This window comes from Streptomyces sp. NPDC051064, from assembly GCF_044455985.1.
Classification (GTDB): domain Bacteria; phylum Actinomycetota; class Actinomycetes; order Streptomycetales; family Streptomycetaceae; genus Streptomyces.
Genome location: NZ_JBITFK010000006.1, coordinates 423,797 through 444,376, shown reverse-complemented (window position 1 = coordinate 444,376; position 20,580 = coordinate 423,797). Strand labels below are relative to the sequence as shown.

Below are 20,580 nucleotides of genomic sequence, written 5' to 3'. Positions count from 1 at the left end.
GAAAACCGGTTGCGTCCATGCCGCCACGGCGCCCAGCATGCCCCGTATGCACCACACGGGGGCGCGCCCATGAGCGCACGACTGCGAGGCATCGCACGAGAGACCGAGTCCATCGTCCTGGCCGGCCGGTACCGCACGCCCGAGGGGCGCGAGGTGACGATCGAGCGCGCCCTGGCCGCCGCGCTCTCCGGCACCCGGCTGTACGGGCCCGAGCCCGTCCACGTGGCCGTCCTGGACACCGACCGCAGCCCGGTCGTCGAGGTGACCGGCGAGACGAGCCTTCAGGCGGCACGCCGGATGGCGGACGAGTCGGCGACCAAGGTGGTGGTGCTGAACTACGCCTCCGCCCGCAATCCAGGCGGCGGCTATCTGAACGGCGCGCAGGCCCAGGAGGAGTCCCTTTGCCGGGGCTCCGCGCTCCATGCCACGCTGCTGCGGGCCCCCGAGTTCTACGCGCACCACCGCGCCGAACGCAGCGCCTTCTACACCGACCGTGTGATCCACTCACCCGGCGTGCCGGTCTTCCGCGACGACCGGGGAAGGCTCCTGGAAACCCCGTACTCCGCCGGATTCCTCACCTCGCCCGCGCCCAACGCCGGAGTGATCCGCAGCAGGGACCCTGACCTGGTTCCTCGCATACCCGCCACGCTGGCGAGCCGCGCCGAACGCGTGCTCGAGGTCGCCGCCGTCCGCGGGTACCGACGGCTGGTCCTGGGCGCGTGGGGCTGCGGCGTCTTCATGAACGACCCGGCCGAGGTGGCCGCCGCGTTCCGTGCCCTGCTCACCGACGGCGGGCGGTTCGCCGGCCACTTCGAGCAGATCGTGTTCGGCGTCCCGGACCGCGATCCCGACTCCGCCGTCCGGGCGGCCTTCGCCCGTGCGTTCGGGGGTCAGCTCCAGCCGTAGCGCTCCCGCAGCCGCCCCACGACCAGGTCGTACCTTCCCCGGTCCAGCTCACAGGCCTCGCGCCGCATCCCGTCCTCGTGCACCCGCAGGACCCGGTCCAGGTCCACCCAGGACGGCCGTCCCGAGCTGTCCCACGGCCCCGCTCCCAGGGAGACCCACTCGTGGTCCCCGTCGTGCTGCTTGCTGGACAGCTGCACGGCGAGAAGCGTCCCCCGCTCCTCCCGGGCCACGACGAGAACCGGCCGGTCCTTGCCGCGCCCGTCGTTCTCCTCGAACGGCACCCAGGTCCAGACGATCTCGCCGGGATCGGGATCACCGTCGCGATCGGGGGCGTACGAGGTGCGGACGGGTCCCGCATCGCGTGGCTCTGTCTCCGTGGTGGCGGCCGGGCCGCTGCGGCCGGGGAAGTCGGTCGTGCTGTCGCTGCTGTGATTGGTGTGCTGGAACGTCATCGCAACACCGTAGAACCTGTACGGCCCAGTCCGTGGAGCGGGTCGGCGAAACGGACCGCAGGCTCGACCTCATGATCATCCCCTTCGTCGTCCCGCTGTCCCGCGCCGTCACGGTCGCCGGACTCCTCGCAGCCACGCTGCTGCCCACGGCTTCTGGCGCTGCGTCAGCCCCGCTTCCGGAGCCGCCCCCGGCGCCTGCCACCGCGTCAGGCCCGTCCGTCCGCCCCTCCGCGCCCGCCCCGAGAACCGTGTCGGCGTGGCTGCCCTACTGGGACCAGGAGGGCGCCTACCAGGACGCACTGCGCCACGCCGGCCAGCTGCACACCGTCAGCCCGTTCTGGTACGAAGCAGTCTCGGCCGGCCGGATCGACCCGCACCCAGGTGCGGGCGAGCGCCGCGTCATCGACGGACTGCACCGGGCCGGGACGAAGGTCGTCCCCACGGTCATGGAGACGATGAAGTCCGGTGCCCTGGCGGCGATCCTCACCAGCCCCGCCCGGCGCACCGAGCACGTCGACGCGCTGATGCGCACGGTCGCCACCCGCGACTACGACGGCCTCGACCTCGACTACGAATCCATCGCCGCCACCGGCGACGCCACCTACGCCTCGGTGCGCGACGGGTTCACCGCCCTGGCCACCGACCTCTGCCGGCGCCTGCACACCCTGGGCAAGCAGTGCGTGATGACGGTCTTCCCGAAGACCGCCACGACCGGCCGTATCTGGGACTACGCGGCCCTCGGGCGTGTCGCCGACCGGATCCGCATCATGGGCTACAACCTGCACTGGTCGGGCGGTGACCCCGGGCCGCTCGCGGACACCCGCTGGTACGACGACATCCTGACCCGCGCCACCGCAGTCGTGCCGCCCGCGAAGCTGGAGATGGGCCTGCCCGCGTACGGCTGGGACTGGCCCGCGGACAGCGCGAGCACGGCCGCCACCAAGCACGTCACCTGGAAGGAGGCGGAGGCGCTGCGCGCCGGGCAGGGCGCCCCCTACCGGTTCGACGAGGCCTCCGGCACCCCGTACTTCACCTACCGCGACGGCAGCGAGTCCCGCGAGGTCTGGTACCAGGACGCGCGGGGGATCGCCGCCCACCTGCCGGTGCTGCGCAAGCACGGCGTGACGAACACAGCCCTGTGGGCGCTCAACTTCGAGGACCCGAAGATCTGGCCGGTACTCGCCGGCGGCTGACGACCCTTTACGGAGCCCCGGCCCACCGGCGGGCCGGAGCGGTCTGGAAGACTGCCGGACGCCATGAGCCAGTTATCCGAGCAGCCCGCCGGCATCTCCGTACCGACCAGCGCCGACGTGGCGCGGCTCGCAGGAGTCTCCCGGGCCACCGTGTCCTACGTACTGAACAACAACACGACCGTGCGGATCAGCGAACCCACCCGGCGCCGGGTCAGGGAGGCCGCCGCCGGCCTCGGCTACGTCCCGCACGCGGCGGCGCGGAGCCTTCGCGCCGGACACACCGGCATGGTGCTGCTGCCCGCCACGCAGGCTTCGGCGGGCCCCCTGTACCAGCGGTTCTTCACCGGGCTCGAGGCCGGCCTGCGCCGTCTCGACTACATCGTCGTGCAGTACGGCAGCGTCGGCCTGGACGCCGACGAGGCGGCCAGGGCCTGGGCGGAGCTCCGCCCCGTCGCCGTCGTGTCGCCCGGGGGCATCGCCCTCACCCCGTACGGCATAGGAGTGCTCAACCGCTCCGGGGCCAAGGCCGTGATCACCCTGGGCCCGCAACCGGTCGAGGGCGCGCACGCCCTCGTCATGGACCAGCGCGAGGTCGGCGGCTGCGCGGTCCGGCATCTGCTCTCGCGCGGACGGCGCAGGATCGGGGTGGTCATGCCCCAGGAACCCGGCCTCGCCCTGTACGCCGGCCCTCGCCTGGCCGGGGCGGTCCGCGCCGTGGAGGAGTCGGACGTGGACGCCCGCGTCCAGCCACTGCCCCTGCGGTACGACGAGGAGTCGGCCGAGGACCTCGCCGCCCGTTGGCGCACGCTCGGCCTGGACGCCGTGTTCGCGTACAACGACGAATACGCCATGCTGCTGATGAGAGCGCTCCAGGACGCCGGTGTCGACGTACCCGCGGAGACGGCCGTGATCGGTGCCGAGGATCTGATGCTCGGCAGGCTCCTGCGGCCCCGGCTCAGCAGCGTCACCATGGAACTGGCCACCGCGCAGCCACCGGCCGAGATGATCGACCGCCTGGTGCGGAACCCGGGCGGCGCACCTGAGCGCCACTATCTGCTGCGGGCCGCAGCGGTGACACGGGAATCCAGCTGACCGGTCTGGCCGGGCGGCGTTGCGACATGCGCGGGTGGCCGGGGATGTCTAGCGTCGACGGCATGAGCCATCCGCAGAGCTACGAGATCCTGCTGTTCCCGGAACCGGAGGAGCCCGTCACCGGGGCACCCGCGCCCGGCACCGCCATCCGTTCCGCGGTCGTGGCGGCCACCGGCGAAACCGGGACATCCGGCTATCCGCGCTATGCCGGGGGCGGCATGGAGGCGGACATCGACCCTGCCTCGCACACGGTGGAAGCCCTGCTGGTGGACGGCTCGGAGCTGGACTACGGGCTCACGGCCAGGATCGCCGAGCGCATCCTCGGTACGGAGGTGGCGGAGCCTGAGCAGGCCGGCACGGAGGTGGCGGAGCCTGAGCAGGCCGGTACGGAGGTGGCGGAGCCTGAGCAGGCCGGTACGGAGGTGGCGGAGCCTGAGCAGGCCGGTACGGAGGTGGCGGAGCCTGAGCAGGCCGGCACGGAGGAGGCCGAGCCCGAGCAGGCCGGCACGGAGCAGGCCCGGACGGACAGCTGAACCATCACCGGTGGCCGATGACGAAGGCCCGGCCGTCCGGCCGGGCCTTCATCACGTCTGCCGCACATCGACAGGGACTACTGCTGCGCCTGCTGTGTCTGCTTCTGCTCCTCGACGGACTTGCGTACCTCGTCCATGTCCAGATTGCGCGCCTGGCCGATGACGTCCTCCAGCGCCGACTCCGGGAGCGCCCCGGGCTGCGAGAAGACCGCCACGTTGTCACGGACGATCATCAGCGTGGGAATGGACTGGATCTCGAAGGCAGCCGCCAGCTCCTGCTGCGCCTCCGTGTCGACCTTGGCGAAGACCAGGTCGGGGTGGCGCTCGGACGCCGAGTCGTAGACCGGGGCGAACTGCCGGCACGGACCGCACCAGGAAGCCCAGAAGTCGATCAGCAGGAATTCGTTGTCGCTCACGACCTGATCGAAGTTTTCCTTGGTGAGCTCTACGGTGCTCATACTCTGTTACCTCTTCCTGGGACCGTTCGGACCTGTCCGGCACAACGGTGACGTCACTTGCGCTATTCCGCCTGCCCATGTGGCCGCCGCGCACACCCACGAGGACACTGTTCGCATGACTGTTGATGAGGGTGCACGGAACAGCGAATACGACGTCGTGGTCATCGGGGCCGGCCCGGTGGGGGAGAACGTGGCGGACCGCGCCAGAGCGGCCGGACTGAGCACGGCGGTGATCGAGTCCGAGCTCATCGGCGGCGAGTGCTCGTACTGGGCGTGCATGCCCAGCAAGGCGCTGCTGCGCCCCGTCGTCGCACGAGCCGACGCGCGCCGTGTACCAGGGCTGAGCGGCGCGGTGCGGGGGCCGCTCGATGCGGACGCCGTCCTCGCCCACCGTGACGAGCAGACCTCGCACTGGAAGGACGACGGGCAGGTCGCCTGGCTGGACAGTGTCGGTGCCGACATCTACCGGGGCATGGGCCGGCTGACAGGGGTGCGGCAGGTGTCCGTCACGGCCGCCGACGGGTCCGAGCAGCACCTGACCGCGCGGCACGCCGTCGCCGTCTGCACCGGAAGCCGGGCCGTCGTCCCCGCCCTCCCCGGCATCGCGGACGTCCGGCCGTGGACCAGCCGCGAGGCGACCAGCGCCAAGGAGGTCCCGGGCCGGCTCGTCGTCGTGGGCGGGGGAGTGGTCGGAGTGGAGATGGCCACCGTCTGGCAGGGGCTCGGTGCCGAGGTGACCATGCTGATCCGCGGCAAGCGCCTGCTCCCCAAGATGGAGCCCTTCGCGGGCGAGCTGGTCGCCGAGGCCCTGACCGAATCCGGCGCGCGGATCCTGACGGGAGTCTCCGCCAAGGAGGTACGCAGGGCGGGGCACGACGGCCCCGTCACCGTCGAACTCGACAACGGGGAGCGGCTGGAGACCGACGAGATCCTCTTCGCCACCGGCCGGGCCCCGCGCACCGACGACCTCGGCCTCGACACCGTGGGCCTCCGGCCCGGGTCCTGGCTCTCCGTCGACGACAGCTGCCTCGTGGAGGGCAGCGACTGGCTGTACGCCGTCGGAGACGTCAACCACCGCGCGCTCCTCACCCACCAGGGCAAGTACCAGGCCCGCATCGCGGGAGCCGCGATCGCGGCCCGCGCGCAGGAGACTCCTCTGCTGGAGACGGACCGCTGGGGCGCGCACGCGGCCACAGCCGACCACGCGGCCGTCCCCCAGGTCGTGTTCACGGACCCGGAGGCGGCGTCGGTCGGCCTCACGCTCGCCGAGGCGGAAGAGGCGGGCCACCGGGTCCGCGCCGTCGACTACGACCTGGCCTCGGTCGCCGGTTCCGGCTTGTACGCGCAGGGGTACAAGGGCCGGGCCAGGATGGTCGTCGACCTGGACCGCGAGATCGTGCTCGGCGTCACCTTCGTCGGACCGGGCATCGGCGAACTCCTGCACTCGGCGACCGTCGCCGTCGCCGGCGAGGTGCCGATCGAGCGGCTGTGGCACGCGGTCCCCGCCTACCCGACGATCAGCGAGGTGTGGCTGCGGCTGCTGGAGACTTACCGCGGTTGAGCGTGGCGGTTCCTCCCTGAGCGCCGGGGCGAGGACGCGCTCGCCGCAGTCAAGGCTGTGGGCGGGCGCGTCATCGCGTGGACGGACAAGTGAGAGGGTTCGCGTGCAACTGGCCTCCTGACGCGGCCCGTACACCGGCATCGGGAAGAGTCCCCCGGGTTCTGCGAGATGGTCTCCCCATGAGTGAGATCATCTTGGTGTCGGGTCCGGGGGTCGCCGCCATACCTGTTGCGGAGTGCGGTGAACGTCTCGTGGACGTCCGCCGGGGCGGTTCGCTGCTGATGAAGGCCGGGGGGCTGCTCCCGCAGGGCTTGCGAGGTCAACCCCGGCGCGACCGTCTCCCACACGTGGACACAGGCGCCCCGGGCGTCTCCGACCCGGCTGTCAGGACCGCCTGATACGGCCCTCCGGCGCTCTCACCACCTCATGGAGGGAGCCCGGCGGCCCGGGCGGCGCCGGCCCACCGTGAGACGGGGCCGGCGCCGCGGCGGGTCAGCCCGGCCAGACGCCCGTCAGACGACGCGTGGCGACGGCGCCCGAGCGGTCGACTGCCGCCTTGACCACGGCGAAGATGGCGCCCTGGAGAGCGGCGGCGACCAGGATCTGCTGCCAGGACCGGTCCTCGTCCGTGGCATCGGGTGCGTCGCCCTCACCCTCGATGACCTTCCACGTCTGCTTGAACGCGGCACTCGCGATCATGCCGCTCGCCGCACCGAGGGCCATCCCGACCGGCTTGTACGCCATCTTGGACACCTTCATCGGCGTCCTCGACGGTGGCGCACCAGCAGGACAACGGCGAGCAGCGCACCACCCGCGAGAAGCGGGTTGCGGTTGGCGCGTGCGAACGACGTGGCCCGGCCCGCCTTTTCGAGCAGCGGGTCGGGAGCCTTGTCCGCCGCGTACTGCCCTGCCCGGGTCGCGGTCTCCCGTACGTGGGACGCGGCCTCGGCCGCCTTCTCCAGAACGGGATCGGGCGTCTTGTCCTTCACGAGTCGCGTGGCCTGCTCCGCCTTGCCACGGACCTGCTCGGCCACCAGGGCAGCCTTCTCCGCGGCCTGTTCCCTGGCGGCGGCGGACTTCTCCCTCGCCTGTGCCTTGACGTCGGCCTTGGCCGCCAGTGCTTCGACGGTCTGCCCGAGTTCGTCGCGGGTGCGCTCGACCTGCTCGCGCAGCTCCTCGGGGTTGGAGGCGTCGGGGACGGGGGTCCCTATGTTGGTCCGGGATTCCTTGCTCATCGGTGTGCCTTTCCCTTGATCTCGGCCAGATCGGCCTTGACGCTGCCGGCGGTCTGCTCCGGGGCGGGGGAGCCGGCCTCGGCTATCTGCTTCTTTCCGGCCAGGGCGGCCGCCGCTGCGGCCGCAGCCAGCACCGCCGTGACGATGAGGGCCGACGCCCACAACGGCAGCACCAGTGCAAGTGCCGCGATGCAGGTCGCGACCAGCGCCTGGGCCGCCAGGATGCCGATGAGGCTCGCGGCGCCGTAGAGGCCACCGCCCTTCCCGAAACGCTTGCCCTTCTGGGTCATCTCCGCCCGGGCCAGCTGCATTTCCTCGCGGACCAGCTCCGAAATCTGCTGCGAAGCGCGCGAGACCAGGACACCCAACGAGTCGTCGGTGGTGTCGGTCTGCCGCTCTGCCGTGCTCATGGCCAGGTCACCTTGCCTTCCTCGATCTGTCGGGAACATCGGCTGCCCCAGGGCGCCGTCCGTCCGGTGAGGCAGGACGGTGGGCCTCGTTGCGCAGCCATGAAGGAACCTCCTCGTCGAGCCGTGTATGCGGACGTCTCGGCTCGACTACCCCGCAACTGCTCCAGCACCCGTCCCGCCGGTAAGGGCGTCCGGACCCGCCACACGCGTTAGTCCAACACCCGCCCCTCCTTTGTCCATGGGCGCGTTCACCCCGAGCGGCGCATCTTGGCGTGCACAGATGCCGTCCAGCGCCAGGAGAACGAGCATGCACGCACAAGATCCCGGACCGAGCCGCAGGACCGTGGTGGCCGCCACCGCACTGGCGGGGGCCGGACTGGCCCTCACCGGCCCGGGCACCGCGTTCGCGGCGCAGCGGGAGACCGTGCTGCGCTCCCGCGAACTGGAGGTGCGCGTCGATCCGGACTTCCCGCGCATCGTCTCGTACACCGACCGCGCCGGAGGCGCCGTACTGCACGGTCAGGAGGACCCGGTCACCTCCGTGCTGATCGACGGCACCGCCCGCACCCCGCGGGTCACCTCACGCTCCGGCCCCGACACGGCGTCGTACACCCTCGCCTTCGACGGCGGCACCGAGATCCGGGCCGAGATCCGCGTCGCCGGCCGCCGGGTCGAGTGGCGGGTCACCAGGATCACCGACGCACCGGACCTGCGCGTCGGCACGCTCCAGATCCCGTCGCTGGCGTTCCTTTCGGTACGCAGCGACCAGCCGGGCGCCGCGCTCCTCGCGGCCCGGATCCAGCTCGACAAGGCCACGAGCGGCGACACCCTGGTCCAGATCACACCGGACACCGCCCCCGACGCGGCGCCGACCGGCTGCGCGTACGCCGTCGTCGCCCATGACCGGCTCGGGGGCGCCCTGGAGACCAACACGACGTACGACAAGCCCGACAGCGCGCCGGGCGCCACCTGGGAGAACGGCCGGCTGTGGCGCCGGACCGTCAGGAAGGACGGCTATGTCAAGGCCGAACTCGCCTGCGGGCAGTGGACGCACAGGGCCGCGACCGCGCCTCCGGACGCCACCGAGCCGCTCCCGTACGCCACCGTGATCATCACCGGTGACCGTAACGGGGACGGCGTCGTGGACTGGCAGGACGCCGCCATCGCCTTCCGCGACATCATGGTCGACCCGCTGGGCGCCGAGGAGCAGCACCTGCGCGTCGTCCCGCACATCCCGTTCAACTTCGCCAGCCAGGCCACCAACCCGTTCCTCGTGACGCTCGACAACGTCAAGCGGATCTCCCTCGCCACGGACGGCCTGCGCCAGTACACGCTCCTCAAGGGCTACCAGTCGGAGGGCCACGACTCGGCCCACCCCGACTACGCGGGAAACCACAACGAGCGCGCGGGCGGCCTGAAGGACCTCAACACGCTCGTGCGCGAGGGGCGACGATGGGGGAGCGACTTCGGCGTCCATGTGAACGCCACCGAGTCCTACCCGGTCGCGCACGCGTTCTCCGAGACGCTCGTGGACAAGAGCAACGAACAGTGGGACTGGCTCGACCAGAGCTACCGGATCGACCAGCGTCGCGATCTCGTCTCCGGCGACATCATCAAGCGCTTCCAGGACCTCAGGGACGCGACCGATCCCGCACTGAACATGCTCTACATCGACGTGTTCCGCGAGTCCGGGTGGACCTCCGACCGGCTTCAGCGGGCCTTGCGGGAGCAGGGCTGGCAGGTCACCACCGAGTGGGGCCACGGTCTCGAACGCTCCTCCCTGTGGTCCCACTGGGCCACCGAGACCGACTACGGCGCGGACACGTCCCGGGGCATCAACTCCCAGCTGATCCGCTTCATCCGCAACCACCAGAAGGACGTCTTCGCCGACAAGTGGCCGACGCTCCTCGGGATACCGCGCACCGGCAACTTCGAGGGCTGGGTCAACAAGACCGACTGGAACACCTTCTACCGGCAGATCTGGACCGACAGCCTGCCCGCCAAGTACCTCCAGGCGTACCCGATCAGGAGCTGGGGCGCCCACGAGATCACGTTCTTCGGCCCGACGAAGACGTCCGTGGACGACACCGACGGCACCCGCCGCATCACCACCGACGGCCGGGTGGTGTACGAGGGGGGACGCTACCTGCTGCCCTGGGAGCCGCGCGAAGCCACCGACCCTGACCGTCTCTACCACTACAACCCGGTGGGCGGCAGCAGCACCTGGCGGCTGCCGCGCGGCTGGGCCGGCGGGTCGAAGGTCTTCGTCCACCGTCTCACCGACCAGGGGCGGGCATCCGTCCGTGAGGTGCCCGTACGCTCCGGCCGCGTCACCGTCGAGGCCGAGGCCGGGCAGCCGTACGTCGTCCACCGCACCCGGATGCCTGCGAACCGGGACCCGGAATGGGGGCAGGCGACACCCCTCCACGACCCGGGCTTCCACTCGGGCTCCCTGGACGGCTGGCACGTGGACGGCCCGGCGTCGGTCGAACTGAGCGCCCTCGGCGACTACGAACTGGTCGTCGGCTCCGGCCCAGCGGCAGCCGTCGGACAGCGGATCGCCCGTCTCGCACCGGGCACCTACGCCGCCTCCGTACAGGTGGAGGTGGGCGAGCGAGCGGGGGAGCGGCGACGGGCCGCGCTCACCGTGCGGACCGCCGACGGCACCACGGCCGAGAACTGGACGGACGCCTCCACCGCCGTCAACCTCGTCGCGGCGGACCGCAAACACGACACCCGCTTCCAGCGGATGTTCACGTACTTCACCGTGCCGGACGGCGGCGGTCCCGTGGACCTCACCCTGCGCGCCGAAGCCGGGGACGCCAGGGTCCGCTTCGACAACGTGCGGATCGTCGCCGCGCAGCACACCACCAAGGCAGGAGCCGTGGCCTTCGAGGACTTCCAGCACGTGCCCCAGGGCTGGGGGCCGTTCGTCAAGGGCGACGCGGGCGGCTCGACGGACCCGCGCACCCACATCGCACAGCGGCACGCCCCGTTCACCCAACGCGGCTGGAACGGCAAGGTGATCGACGACGTCGTCGACGGAACCCAGTCGCTGAAGTCGCGCGGGGAGAACGACGGCCTCGTGTACCGGACCGTGCAGCACACCGTCCGCTTCGAGGCGGGGAAGCGCTACCGGGTGACCTTCCGGTACGAGAACGAGAAGGCCGGCCAGTACGCGTGGATCACCGGCGTCGACGCACCGGCCTCCCGCGAGCTCGACCGCACGGACCTTCCCGTGGCCACCTCACCGGCCGTGCTGAGTCACGAGTTCACCGCGCCGTCCGAGGGGGAGACCTGGGTCGGTCTGCGCAGGACGGGTGACGACGGGACGGCGGAGTTCGTCCTCGACTCCTTCGAGGTGCGCGAGGTGTGACGGGCCGGCCGCCCCGTGCCCCGGCGCCCACGAGCGGGTCCGGGTGCGGGGCGGCGGCACCTCGGTGACCGTGGCCGCGCAGGCGACGGGCCGGGCCTCGTGCACGGGGATCATCCGCGTCCGCAGCTCGTGCCGAGGTCGACGCCGGTCAGATCGCAGCTCACGTCCCACAGCCGCGCCGCGACCGAGCGATCGGCGAGATGGTCCCACACCGCTTCACGCCGGGGCTCACCGCGCAGGCCGAGGACGCGCGGTCCCCACAGCCCGCCTCCGCACGCGGCCGGGTCGAGCACCGCCCGGACCGCGGGCCACGCGCCGGCGTCCTTGCCCTGGAGGAGAAGGGTCGCCGGTGCCGCGCCCAGCCGTGCGCCGGTGGTCCGCACATGGACCGGTGGCCGTGAGGGGGTGAGGGAGTCCAGCGCCCCGCCGGGATGGGCCAGCACGCTCGACACCGTGCTGCCGGCAGCACGCAGACGGCGGTCGAGTTCGAAGCCGAAGTACATCTGTGCCAGCTTGGAGCGTCCGTAGGTCCGCTTGGGCCGGTAGTCCTTCCGGGACTGCAGGTCGTCGAGGTCGAGCCGTTCGGACTTCGCCGCGAAGCTGCCCATGGTCACGACGCGGGCCGCCGGGGCGGCGGCCAGCAGCGGCATCAGCGCATGGGTCAAGGCGAAGTGCCCGAGGTGATTCGTGCCGAACATGAGTTCATGACCGTCCACGGTCTCCTGGCGTGGCGGGTCGTCGAGCGCGACGCCGGCGTTGTGGACCACCGCGTCGAGGTGCTCCACCCCCAGCGACTCCACCGCCGTTCCGAGCGACGAGAGGTCGGCGAGGTCCAGCCGTACGGCCCGTACCCGCGCGCCGGGGACACGCATACGGATCGAGGCCGTGGCGGCCTCGGCCCTGGCCGGACTCCGGCTGCCGAGTACGACGGTCGCGCCGGTCGCCGACAACTGCTCCGCGACGAAGTACCCGATGCCGGCGTTGCCGCCGGTGACCAGGAAGACGCGGCCGGTCGCACCGGGCAGCCGATGGACGTCCCAGTGCGGGGTGGAGGATGTGAGCGACACGGCGACGGGCTCCTTTGTTCTCGAAGGAGACTGCGGCTGCTCCCTCGGGCTGCTCACACGGTTCCAGTGGCCACCGACACATCGCCTACGGCTCACCGACAGCCCCGTCGGACGGCCGGCGATCCCAGGACGCGGTGCGGGCCCGTCGTCGCACCGTCGCACCGTCCCGCAGGCCCGCCCTCAGCCGAGAGTCAGCCGGCGGTCACCCGAGCGCTCCAGCTCCAGGACCCACACCTCGTTCGCACCCTCGCGCAGCAAGGGTCCCGGAACGTACAGCGACTCCTGGGGCCCCACGCTCCAGTAGCGCCCCAGGCAGAAGCCGTTCACCCAGACGAAGCCACGCTCCCACCCCGGCAGGGCCAGCCCGGCGTCACCCGGACCGCGCACGTCGAACGTTCCCCGGAAGAAACCCGCGGCGCCCTCCTCCGGGGAACGGAAGGGAACCCTTCCGAGTGCCTTGTCCTCGAACGCGTCCAGGGCGAGCCCCCGCGCCCGCACGCCGTGCAGGTACTGCCGCTCGTGCAGGACACCCCCCGTGATCCCCTTCGGCTCGGCGAGACGCGGCCCGTAGTTGACCCGCCCCAGCGACTCCACCCACAGCTCCACCTCCGCCGGCCCCGCGACCGTCCCGTCCAGCGCCGTGTACGAGCCGGCCTCGGCCGGGCCGCCTCCCAGTACCCCCGCCCGCGCCCCGTCGACGTACACCACCGCGCGGTCCCGGAGCCCGGTCACCCCGAGCTGATACGGCGGACGCGGCCCCGGCACCTCCACCCGATAGCGGACCACTCCCCGGTCCACCCCCAGCTCCTCGAACGTCGGTGGCACCGCCCGCTCGGTCTCCGGGCCTCCGAGGGCGTCCATGACGTCGCCCAGTGGTGCCCACTCCACGAGCTCGGCGCCCACCGGGCCGGCCAGCGCGGCGGGCGGAGCCGGCACGTCGGGCAGCGGGGCACCCCCCTCCTGGTGCCGCGCGAGGATGTCCCGGAACAGCCAGAACTTCTCGGTGGGGCGGCCGTACTCGTCGACGGGGGCGCCGTAGTCGTACGACGTCACGATCGACCGGAGCTCCCCGCCGTGCAGTTCCCCGGCACGGTTCGCCCCCGACCAGCCGCCGAAGTTCGTACCGCCGTGTGCCATGTAGATGTTGACGGACGCGCCGCACCGAAGGATCTCCTCCAGCGCCGAAGCCGCGTCGGCCGGCTCGCGTACCACCGGCTCCGCCCCCCAGTGCCCGAACCAGCCGCACCAGAACTCCATGCACATCAGCGGGCCGTCCGGTCGGTGCCGCCGCAGCGTCTCGAAGCCCTCCCGGGCCCCCGATCCGAAGTTCGCCGTCGCCAGCACCCCGGGTACCGAACCGCCCGTCAGCATGTGGTCCTCCGGGCCGTCGGACGTGAACATCGGAACCGTCACACCGAGGTCGCGCAGCAGCTCCGTCAGACGGCCCAGATACACCTGGTCGGAGCCGTAACTGCCGTACTCGTTCTCGACCTGCACCATGATCACCGGGCCGCCCCGGCCGATCTCCCGCCGCACCACCTGCGGCAGCAGCCGCCGGAACCACCGCTCCACGTGCCCGAGGTACTCCGGATCGCGGGTCCGCACCCTGGTGCCCAGCGTCCCCGTCAGCCAGTGCGGCAGGCCGCCGTTCTCCCACTCCGCGCAGATGTAGGGCCCCGGCCGCACGATCGCCCACAGCCCGGCCGCCTCCGCCGCGTCCAGGAACCGGCCCAGCGCCTCCACGTCGCGGTGGCGCCCCTGCTCCGGCTCGTGCAGGTTCCACGGGACGTACGTCTCCACACAGTTGAGACCCATGGCACGCAGCATCGCCAGCCGGTGCTCCCACTGGCCCTCGTGCACCCGGAAATAGTGCAGAGCACCCGACAACAGCCGTACGGGCCGTCCGTCGAGCTCGAAATCCCGCTCACCCACCGTGAACTCAGCCATGGTCCCCGCCTCTCGTTCCACCACCGCCCCCACCTCACCCCCTGGCGGCGGAGGGGTCCATGGACAAAGATCAGCTCTGTTTGGACACAACGGAAGGCCGGACCGACCGGACGGGGAGGAAACGGAGCCGGATGTACCACACCTGGATGCGCTATTTCACGCCGGGCCCCACCCACCACAAGCTGGGGCTGGTCTGCCTCGGAGTAGGCCTCCAGCACGGCACACTGCCCACCGTCGGGCCCCGCACCCTCGACCACCACGTCGCCGTGGTCATCAGCGCGGGCAGCGGCTGGTACCGCTGCCCGGACGGAGAACACACCCCCGTGACGGCGCCCGCGCTGATCTGGCTCGTACCGGGCATCCCGCATCACTACGGTCCCGACCCCGCCACCGGCTGGGACGAAAGCTTCGTCGACTTCACCGGCCCGGCCACCGTCGCGTACACCGAACTCGGCTACATCGAGACCGACCGCCCGGTCGTCCCCCTCGCGGACACCGCGCCCGCCCGCGCCGCCGTGAGCCGGATCGCCCGTGCCGCCCGCCTCGGCAACCCCCTCCTCGAAGTCGAGACCGGCGCCGCCGTGCACGAACTGCTCGTCGCCCTGCGACGCGCCCGCGCCGATGTCGGAGCCGACGGAGACCCCGTGCTCAACGCCCTCGCCCGCGACGCCTTCCAGCCCCTGTCCGTCGCCGAACACGCCTCCCGCCACGGCATGACCCCCGCCGAGCTGCGCACCGCCGTACGCCGGGGCGCCGGATGCAGCCCCAAGGACTACCTCCTCGGCATCCGCCTCGGGCGGGCCAAGGAACTCCTCGCCACCACCGAGCTCCCCGTGGCCGCTGTCGCCCGCCGCGTCGGCTACGACGACCCCGCCTACTTCTCCCGCCTCTTCACCCGCCGCGTCGGCATGGCCCCCGTCCGCTTCCGCGGCCAGCAGGGCCGGGCGGTCCCCGGCGGCTGGAGCGACCGGATCCCGGACCCCGCACACCCCCCGACCATCACCACCCCGCACGCGGCTGCTGACAGCCCCTCCCCGCTTTCCCCGTCCCGTGTGGCGGACGTCAGGGGCACGGCGCAGACTGGCGAGCAAGGACAGCAGTCCAGAGGGGCCTGGGACGATGGGTGACTACGCGGACCTTCCTGGTGTCAGGACGTGGTACGAGACCGAGGGGACCGGCATTCCGCTGGTCCTCCTGCACGGGGGCTTCTGCACCAACGAGACCTGGGGCGAGCTCCGCGCCGACCTCGCCGTCGCCTACCGCGTGCTCCTGCCCGAGCGGCGCGCGCACGGGCACACCCCTGACGTCGAAGGGCCGCTCACCTACCAGGACATGGCCGACGACACGGTGGCCTTCCTGGAGACGGTCGTGGGGGAGCCGGCGCATCTGGTGGGCTGGAGCGACGGGGGAGTCGTCGCGCTCCTCGTGGCGGCCGCCCGCCCGGACCTGGTGCGCAAGGCCGTGGTGATCGGGGCCAATTTCCGGCCCGGCCCCGAGTGCTTCGTCGAGCCGGCGATGCTCGACACGATGGCCCCGGACGGGGACGACCTGGCGTTCTTCCGGGAGATGTACGAGGCCGTCGCGCCCGACGGCGCGGGCCACTGGCCGGTGGTGGCGGCGAAGATGATCGACATGTGGCGCACCCAGCCGACGCTCACCACCGGGGACCTGGCCCGTATCGAGGTGCCCGTCCTCACCATGGTGGGAGACGACGACCTGATGACGCTGGAGCACACGGCAGCCCTGTACCGTGCGATCCCGGGGGCACAGCTGGTGGTCGTCCCCGGTGCCTCCCACCTGGTGCCGCTGGAGAAGCCGGCCCTGGTCGGCCGGCTGATCCTCGACCATCTCGCACAGGACGCGGTGGAGACGATGATGCCCGTCCTGCGCGCGCCGACACCGCCGTCCCACTGAAGAACCCGCTGTGCGCGACCGTGGACACCCGTCACCACCCGATCCAGGCATGTCGTCACGTCGACCGGTCCTGGCCGGTCGGGTTACCCGTCACCAGCGGCACCGTTGACACCTTCACCACCCGTCACTACCGTCGCGGCAGGTTTTCGGACGCGAGACGAGATTTCGAACGTGACGAAGAGGCAACTTCCCGCGCAAGGAGCCGCATCGACATGACGATCAGCAGCGCCGGACACGACGGCGAACTCCGCCGGGCCGGCGAAGGCGGCCACCGGAGCAGGTCCGGACCCTGAGGTCCCGTTCGGTACGCCGACGACATCGAACGGAACTCGACACGCCTACGTGCTGTGCGCCGCACCGACGCACCGCAGTACGGCCATTCCTAGGGGTCCACTGCATGCAGCAATCGCCTTCCCCCCACCAGCCGGCCGACCTGCCCCGGAGCGTCAGCCGTCGCCGGCTTCTGGAGGGCGGAGCCGCCGGCTTCGGCGCGCTCGCCCTCTCCGCCCTCCCCGCGTTCCTGCCCACCGGCCCGGCCGCACGCGCCGACTCCGCCCCCGCCGCCGTGAACCCGCCGGCCAACGGCTACCCGGAGTGGAACAACAACATCGCGGTCTTCGACGTCGGTTCGGAGCCGCCCCACACCACGCTCATGCCGTACGCGGACGTCTCACAGGCCCTGGCCTGTGACCGGACACGCTCCCCGTGGCGGCTCGACCTCGACGGTACGTGGAAGTTCGCCTACGCCGACCGCCCCGACGACCGCGACCCCGACTTCCACCGGACCGACCTCGACGACCGCTCCTGGGACACCATCCCCGTGCCGTCCTGCTGGCAGCTGCACGGCTACGACTTCCCGATCTACTCCAACATCACGTACCCCTGGTCGGGCGCCAACGGCCTGGGCGAGGACGCCCAGCCACCCTTCGCTCCGACCCGCTACAACCCCGTCGGCCAGTACCGCCGCACCTTCACCGTCCCCCGGGAGTGGGAGGGGCGGCAGGTCTTCCTGCAGTTCGAGGGGGTGAAGTCCGCACACTACGTATGGATCAACGGCAAGCCGGTGGGCTACCGCGAGGACTCCTACACCTCCGCCGAGTACGACATCACCCCGCACCTGGAGCGAGGACGGAACCAGATCGCGGTGGAGGTCTACCGCTACTCCGACGGCGACTGGATGGAGGACCAGGACATGATCCGGCTGAGCGGGATCTTCCGCTCGGTCCACCTCTTCTCCACCCCCACCGTTCACCTGCGGGACTTCAAGCTCGACACCCCGCTCAGCGACGGCTACACGGCCGCCGGACTCTCCGTCACCGCCTCCGTGCGCGCCTACGGCGATGCCCCCGGGACGGGGGAGTACACCGTGGAGACCCAGCTCTACGACGCCGACGGACACCCTGTCTGGTCCCGCCCGCTGAGGCAGCCCGCCGACCTCGGCTCCGCCCCGGCGGGACAGGACGTGACTGTACGGTCGACCAAGGCCGTGCCGAAGCCGGAACTCTGGTCCGCCGAGCACCCGAACCTCTACACCGCCGTGCTGCGACTGCGCGACCCGGCGGGCAGGGTGACCGAGACGCTGTCCCACCGGGTGGGCTTCCGGGAGTTCGCGATCGCGGACGGGCTGATGCGCATCAACGGCAAGCCCGTCTCCCTGCGCGGCACGAACCGGCACGAGATGCACCCCGTGCGGGGCATGGCGCTGACCCGCGCCGACATGGTCACGGACATCGAGATCATCAAACGGCTGAACATGAACAGTGTCCGCACCTCTCACTACCCGAACAACCCTCTGTGGCTGGAGCTGGCCGACGAGTACGGGCTGTACCTCGTGGGCGAGACCAACCTGGAGACCCACGGCATCCGCGACACCTACCCGGGGGACCACGCCGACTGGACCGAGGCGTGTGTGGCCCGCGCCAGGAACATGGTCCACCGAGACAAGAACCACGCCTGCGCCGTCATCTGGTCGCTCGGCAACGAGGCCGGCACCGGTTCTGCCTTCGTCGCCATGCACGACTGGATCCGTTCGTACGACCCCACCCGTGTCATCCAGTACGAGGGTGACGACCGGCCCGGGATCAGCGACATCCGCTCGGAGATGTACACCAAGCCCGACCAGGTCGAGCAGCGCGCCCGGGACACCACCGACACCCGGCCCTTCGTCCTGATCGAGTACTCCCACGGGATGGGCAATTCGAACGGCAACTTCAAGAAGTACTGGGACATCATCCGCCGCTTCGACGTTTTGCAGGGCGGCTGGATCTGGGACTTCGCAGACCAGGCACTCACCTGGCCCACGCCGCCACGCAAGCTGTTCACGGAATCCGGGCCCGGCGCCGTGACCGGGGAGATCCTCGCCCCCAGCGGCACCTTCGACCGGGAGAAGGGCGTGTACGGGGGCACCGTCTTCGCCCGTGACGCAGGCCTCGACATCACCGGCTCCCTGACCCTGGAGGCCTGGGTCACACCGAAGGTGACCGGCTCTCATCAGCCCATCCTCGCCAAGGGCGACACCCAGTACGCACTGAAGCAGACGGACGGCAACCTGGAGTTCTTCATCCACTCCGGCGGCCGGTGGACCACCGCGAGCTGGACGCTGCCGAAGGACTGGACAGGCACAGAGCACCACATCGCGGGTGTCTTCGACGCCGAGAAGGCCACCCTGACCCTCTACGTCGACGGCGAGACCAGGGCCACCAAGGCCGCGCCCCGGCCGCCCGGCAGCAACAACGCACCGCTGGCGCTCGCCACCGACGGGGAGAACCCGACCCGTGAGTTCAGCGGCACGATCAGGCGGGCGCGCGTCTACGCCCGTGCCCTGAGCGCGGCCGAGATCGCCTCCGGCTCCCGGCGGCCGGGCGACGACGGCGTGCGCTTCTGGTTCGACGCCGCCACAGTCGCCTTCAAGGAGCGCAGGCCCACCGAGCGGACGTTCCTCGCCTACGGCGGTGACTGGGGCGACAACCCCAACGACGGCAACTTCTCCGGCGACGGCATCGTCACCGCCGACCGCGGGCACACCGGCAAGGCCACGGAGATCAAGCGGATCCACCAGGCGATCGACGTGACGGCGGACGACGCTCCCGCCGGGCGGTTCACCGTGAGCAACGAGTACCTCTTCACCAACCTGCGGGAATTCAACGGTGGCTGGGCCCTGGTGGCGGACGGCGAGGTCGTGCAGCGGGGAAAGCTCACCCGCGCCCAGCTGGACATCGCCCCCCTGGCCCGCAAGGCCGTCACCGTCCCCTTCACGCTGCCCGACGACCCGGCGCCCGGCACGGAATACTTCCTCCAGCTGTCTTTCACCACCAAGGAGTCCACGAAGTGGGCGAAGGCCGGCTTCGAGGTGGCCGGGCAGCAGCTCGCCGTCGACGCGGGCAGCCCGGCCGTGACGCCCCGGCCGCTCGACTCCGTACGGCGGCTGCGCCACCAGGACGGCGACGGCTCCGTGACGGTGACCGGGGAGGACTTCTCCGTGACCGTCGACAAGGGCAGCGGCGTCATCACCTCCTACGAGGCGGGCGGCGACCGGCTCATCGCCTCGGGGCCCGCCCCGAACTTCTGGCGGGCCCCGACCGACAACGACATCGGCAACGGACAGCCCGCCCGGAACGGCACCTGGCGCTACGCGGGCAGCGGCCGGAAGGTGACGGGGGTCCAGGTGAGCGCGGTGGGCGACCGGGCCGTCGAGATCACCGTCAGCGGCACCCTGCCCACCTCGACGGAGTCCAGGTACACCACGACGTACACGGTCTTCGGCAACGGCGAGATCAAGGTCGACAACACCCTGCACCCGGGCGCCGCCGGCCTCCCGTACATCCCGGAGGTGGGCACCCTGCTCCTCCTGCCCGGCAGGCTGGAGCATGTGCGCTACTACGGCCGCGGGCCGGACGAGAACTACTGGGACCGCGGCAACGGAACCGACGTGGGCCTCCACACCTCCACCGTCCCCGGGAAGCGGACCCCCTACCTCCGCCCGCAGGAGAACGGCAACAGGACGGACGTGCGGTGGGTGGCGCTGACGGACGGCAGCGGCAAGGGACTGCTCGCGTCCGGCGAGCCGCTGATCGAGTTCAGCGCCTCGCACTTCACCCCGGAGGACCTGTCGGCCGGTGTCCGCCACGACTACCAGCTGACACCCCGTGACGAAGTCGTACTGCGGCTGAACCACCGGCAGATGGGGGTGGGCGGTGACGACAGCTGGGGGGCGCACACACACGACGAGTACAAGCTGTTCGCGGACCAGGACTACGCGTACACCTACCGGCTGCGCCCGCTGAGCAGCCCCGACGACGCGATGGCGGCGTCGCGCCGGCCGACGTCGACTGAGTCCGACGCGTAGCCCGGCGACGATCCGGACGCTTCGTCACCGGGAACGGGACGGCTGAACCGGACTCGGCACGACGGCCCGCCAGGTCTGCCCGGCGGGCCGT

General features: G+C 71.4%; 16 protein-coding genes. 9 read left to right on the top strand and 7 right to left on the bottom strand.

Annotated elements, in window-relative coordinates; genetic code table 11:
• Positions 1-69: 69 nt before the first annotated feature.
• Positions 70-906, top strand: a complete 837-nt coding sequence (locus tag ACIBCU_RS23590) for a TIGR02452 family protein (RefSeq protein WP_399233685.1) — start codon at positions 70-72, stop codon at positions 904-906.
• Here the strand turns inward: ACIBCU_RS23590 and ACIBCU_RS23585 are convergent.
• Positions 891-1,358, bottom strand: coding sequence for a type II toxin-antitoxin system PemK/MazF family toxin (locus ACIBCU_RS23585; RefSeq protein ID WP_399233681.1), 468 nt, complete (start codon positions 1,356-1,358; stop codon positions 891-893). The two genes, ACIBCU_RS23590 and ACIBCU_RS23585, sit on opposite strands and share 16 nt — an antisense overlap.
• Positions 1,359-1,429: 71 nt before the next feature.
• On the opposite strand from ACIBCU_RS23585, the gene ACIBCU_RS23580 reads away from it, so the two are divergent.
• The 3 genes from ACIBCU_RS23580 (at position 1,430) to ACIBCU_RS23570 (ending at position 4,176) form a co-directional block, all read left to right on the top strand.
• A complete protein-coding gene (locus tag ACIBCU_RS23580; protein ID WP_362938529.1) occupies positions 1,430-2,551 on the top strand; it encodes a glycosyl hydrolase family 18 protein in 1,122 nt (373 codons plus the stop codon).
• A 63-nt stretch (positions 2,552-2,614) separates the two neighbouring features.
• On the top strand, positions 2,615-3,643 hold the full coding sequence (locus tag ACIBCU_RS23575) for a LacI family DNA-binding transcriptional regulator (protein ID WP_399233679.1): 1,029 nt from the start codon (positions 2,615-2,617) through the stop codon (positions 3,641-3,643).
• A gap of 62 nt (positions 3,644-3,705) precedes the next feature.
• Positions 3,706-4,176 carry a hypothetical protein gene (locus ACIBCU_RS23570; protein ID WP_399233677.1) on the top strand — a complete coding sequence of 157 codons (471 nt, stop codon included), beginning with the start codon at positions 3,706-3,708 and terminating at the stop codon, positions 4,174-4,176.
• A 77-nt stretch (positions 4,177-4,253) separates the two neighbouring features.
• Here the strand turns inward: ACIBCU_RS23570 and trxA are convergent, their stop codons facing one another.
• Positions 4,254-4,634, bottom strand: a complete 381-nt coding sequence (trxA, locus tag ACIBCU_RS23565; protein ID WP_362938538.1) for a thioredoxin — start codon at positions 4,632-4,634, stop codon at positions 4,254-4,256.
• A gap of 115 nt (positions 4,635-4,749) precedes the next feature.
• On the opposite strand from trxA, the gene ACIBCU_RS23560 reads away from it, so the two are divergent.
• The gene (locus ACIBCU_RS23560) at positions 4,750-6,195 is read left to right on the top strand and encodes an NAD(P)/FAD-dependent oxidoreductase (protein ID WP_362938541.1); all 1,446 of its coding nucleotides are present in this window, start codon (positions 4,750-4,752) and stop codon (positions 6,193-6,195) included.
• A gap of 492 nt (positions 6,196-6,687) precedes the next feature.
• Here the strand turns inward: ACIBCU_RS23560 and ACIBCU_RS23555 are convergent, their stop codons facing one another.
• From ACIBCU_RS23555 to ACIBCU_RS23545, 3 genes are read right to left on the bottom strand one after another with little or no spacing between them, the layout of a single operon-like run.
• On the bottom strand, positions 6,688-6,954 hold the full coding sequence (locus ACIBCU_RS23555) for a DUF4235 domain-containing protein (RefSeq protein ID WP_362942652.1): 267 nt from the start codon (positions 6,952-6,954) through the stop codon (positions 6,688-6,690).
• Complete coding sequence (locus tag ACIBCU_RS23550) at positions 6,951-7,430, bottom strand: DUF3618 domain-containing protein (protein ID WP_399233674.1); 480 nt, start codon at positions 7,428-7,430, stop codon at positions 6,951-6,953. The genes ACIBCU_RS23555 and ACIBCU_RS23550 overlap by 4 nt, the downstream gene beginning before the upstream one ends.
• Positions 7,427-7,840, bottom strand: a complete 414-nt coding sequence (locus ACIBCU_RS23545; protein ID WP_399233672.1) for a phage holin family protein — start codon at positions 7,838-7,840, stop codon at positions 7,427-7,429. Before ACIBCU_RS23545 ends, ACIBCU_RS23550 begins: the two co-directional genes overlap by 4 nt.
• 307 nt (positions 7,841-8,147) lie before the next feature.
• On the opposite strand from ACIBCU_RS23545, the gene ACIBCU_RS23540 reads away from it, so the two are divergent.
• Entirely contained in the window at positions 8,148-11,216 is a 3,069-nt protein-coding gene (locus ACIBCU_RS23540) for an endo-alpha-N-acetylgalactosaminidase family protein (protein WP_399233670.1), read from the top strand.
• A gap of 110 nt (positions 11,217-11,326) precedes the next feature.
• On the opposite strand, the gene ACIBCU_RS23535 is transcribed toward ACIBCU_RS23540, so the two are convergent.
• The gene (locus ACIBCU_RS23535; protein WP_399233668.1) at positions 11,327-12,283 is read right to left on the bottom strand and encodes an SDR family NAD(P)-dependent oxidoreductase; all 957 of its coding nucleotides are present in this window, start codon (positions 12,281-12,283) and stop codon (positions 11,327-11,329) included.
• A 180-nt stretch (positions 12,284-12,463) separates the two neighbouring features.
• On the bottom strand, positions 12,464-14,230 hold the full coding sequence (locus ACIBCU_RS23530) for a beta-galactosidase family protein (RefSeq protein WP_399233666.1): 1,767 nt from the start codon (positions 14,228-14,230) through the stop codon (positions 12,464-12,466).
• A 131-nt stretch (positions 14,231-14,361) separates the two neighbouring features.
• Here ACIBCU_RS23530 and ACIBCU_RS23525 point away from each other — a divergent pair, with 131 nt between their 5' ends.
• The 3 genes from ACIBCU_RS23525 (at position 14,362) to ACIBCU_RS23515 (ending at position 20,489) form a co-directional block, all read left to right on the top strand.
• Positions 14,362-15,357, top strand: coding sequence for an AraC family transcriptional regulator (locus ACIBCU_RS23525; RefSeq protein ID WP_362942670.1), 996 nt, complete (start codon positions 14,362-14,364; stop codon positions 15,355-15,357).
• Complete coding sequence (locus ACIBCU_RS23520; protein ID WP_399233664.1) at positions 15,350-16,144, top strand: alpha/beta fold hydrolase; 795 nt, start codon at positions 15,350-15,352, stop codon at positions 16,142-16,144. The genes ACIBCU_RS23525 and ACIBCU_RS23520 overlap by 8 nt, the downstream gene beginning before the upstream one ends.
• Before the next feature lie 397 nt (positions 16,145-16,541).
• Complete coding sequence (locus tag ACIBCU_RS23515; protein ID WP_399233662.1) at positions 16,542-20,489, top strand: glycoside hydrolase family 2 TIM barrel-domain containing protein; 3,948 nt, start codon at positions 16,542-16,544, stop codon at positions 20,487-20,489.
• Positions 20,490-20,580 lie beyond the last annotated feature (91 nt).

Bases quoted from the DNA above. Each gene is read 5' to 3' on its own strand.
- ACIBCU_RS23590 (WP_399233685.1), top strand. From the start codon at position 70: ATGAGCGCACGACTGCGAGGCATCGCACGAGAGACCGAGTCCATCGTC.
- ACIBCU_RS23585 (WP_399233681.1), bottom strand. From the start codon at position 1,358: ATGACGTTCCAGCACACCAATCACAGCAGCGACAGCACGACCGACTTC.
- ACIBCU_RS23580 (WP_362938529.1), top strand. From the start codon at position 1,430: ATGATCATCCCCTTCGTCGTCCCGCTGTCCCGCGCCGTCACGGTCGCC.
- ACIBCU_RS23575 (WP_399233679.1), top strand. From the start codon at position 2,615: ATGAGCCAGTTATCCGAGCAGCCCGCCGGCATCTCCGTACCGACCAGC.
- ACIBCU_RS23570 (WP_399233677.1), top strand. From the start codon at position 3,706: ATGAGCCATCCGCAGAGCTACGAGATCCTGCTGTTCCCGGAACCGGAG.
- trxA (WP_362938538.1), bottom strand. From the start codon at position 4,634: ATGAGCACCGTAGAGCTCACCAAGGAAAACTTCGATCAGGTCGTGAGC.
- ACIBCU_RS23560 (WP_362938541.1), top strand. From the start codon at position 4,750: ATGACTGTTGATGAGGGTGCACGGAACAGCGAATACGACGTCGTGGTC.
- ACIBCU_RS23555 (WP_362942652.1), bottom strand. From the start codon at position 6,954: ATGAAGGTGTCCAAGATGGCGTACAAGCCGGTCGGGATGGCCCTCGGT.
- ACIBCU_RS23550 (WP_399233674.1), bottom strand. From the start codon at position 7,430: ATGAGCAAGGAATCCCGGACCAACATAGGGACCCCCGTCCCCGACGCC.
- ACIBCU_RS23545 (WP_399233672.1), bottom strand. From the start codon at position 7,840: ATGAGCACGGCAGAGCGGCAGACCGACACCACCGACGACTCGTTGGGT.
- ACIBCU_RS23540 (WP_399233670.1), top strand. From the start codon at position 8,148: ATGCACGCACAAGATCCCGGACCGAGCCGCAGGACCGTGGTGGCCGCC.
- ACIBCU_RS23530 (WP_399233666.1), bottom strand. From the start codon at position 14,230: ATGGCTGAGTTCACGGTGGGTGAGCGGGATTTCGAGCTCGACGGACGG.
- ACIBCU_RS23525 (WP_362942670.1), top strand. From the start codon at position 14,362: ATGTACCACACCTGGATGCGCTATTTCACGCCGGGCCCCACCCACCAC.
- ACIBCU_RS23520 (WP_399233664.1), top strand. From the start codon at position 15,350: ATGGGTGACTACGCGGACCTTCCTGGTGTCAGGACGTGGTACGAGACC.
- ACIBCU_RS23515 (WP_399233662.1), top strand. From the start codon at position 16,542: ATGCAGCAATCGCCTTCCCCCCACCAGCCGGCCGACCTGCCCCGGAGC.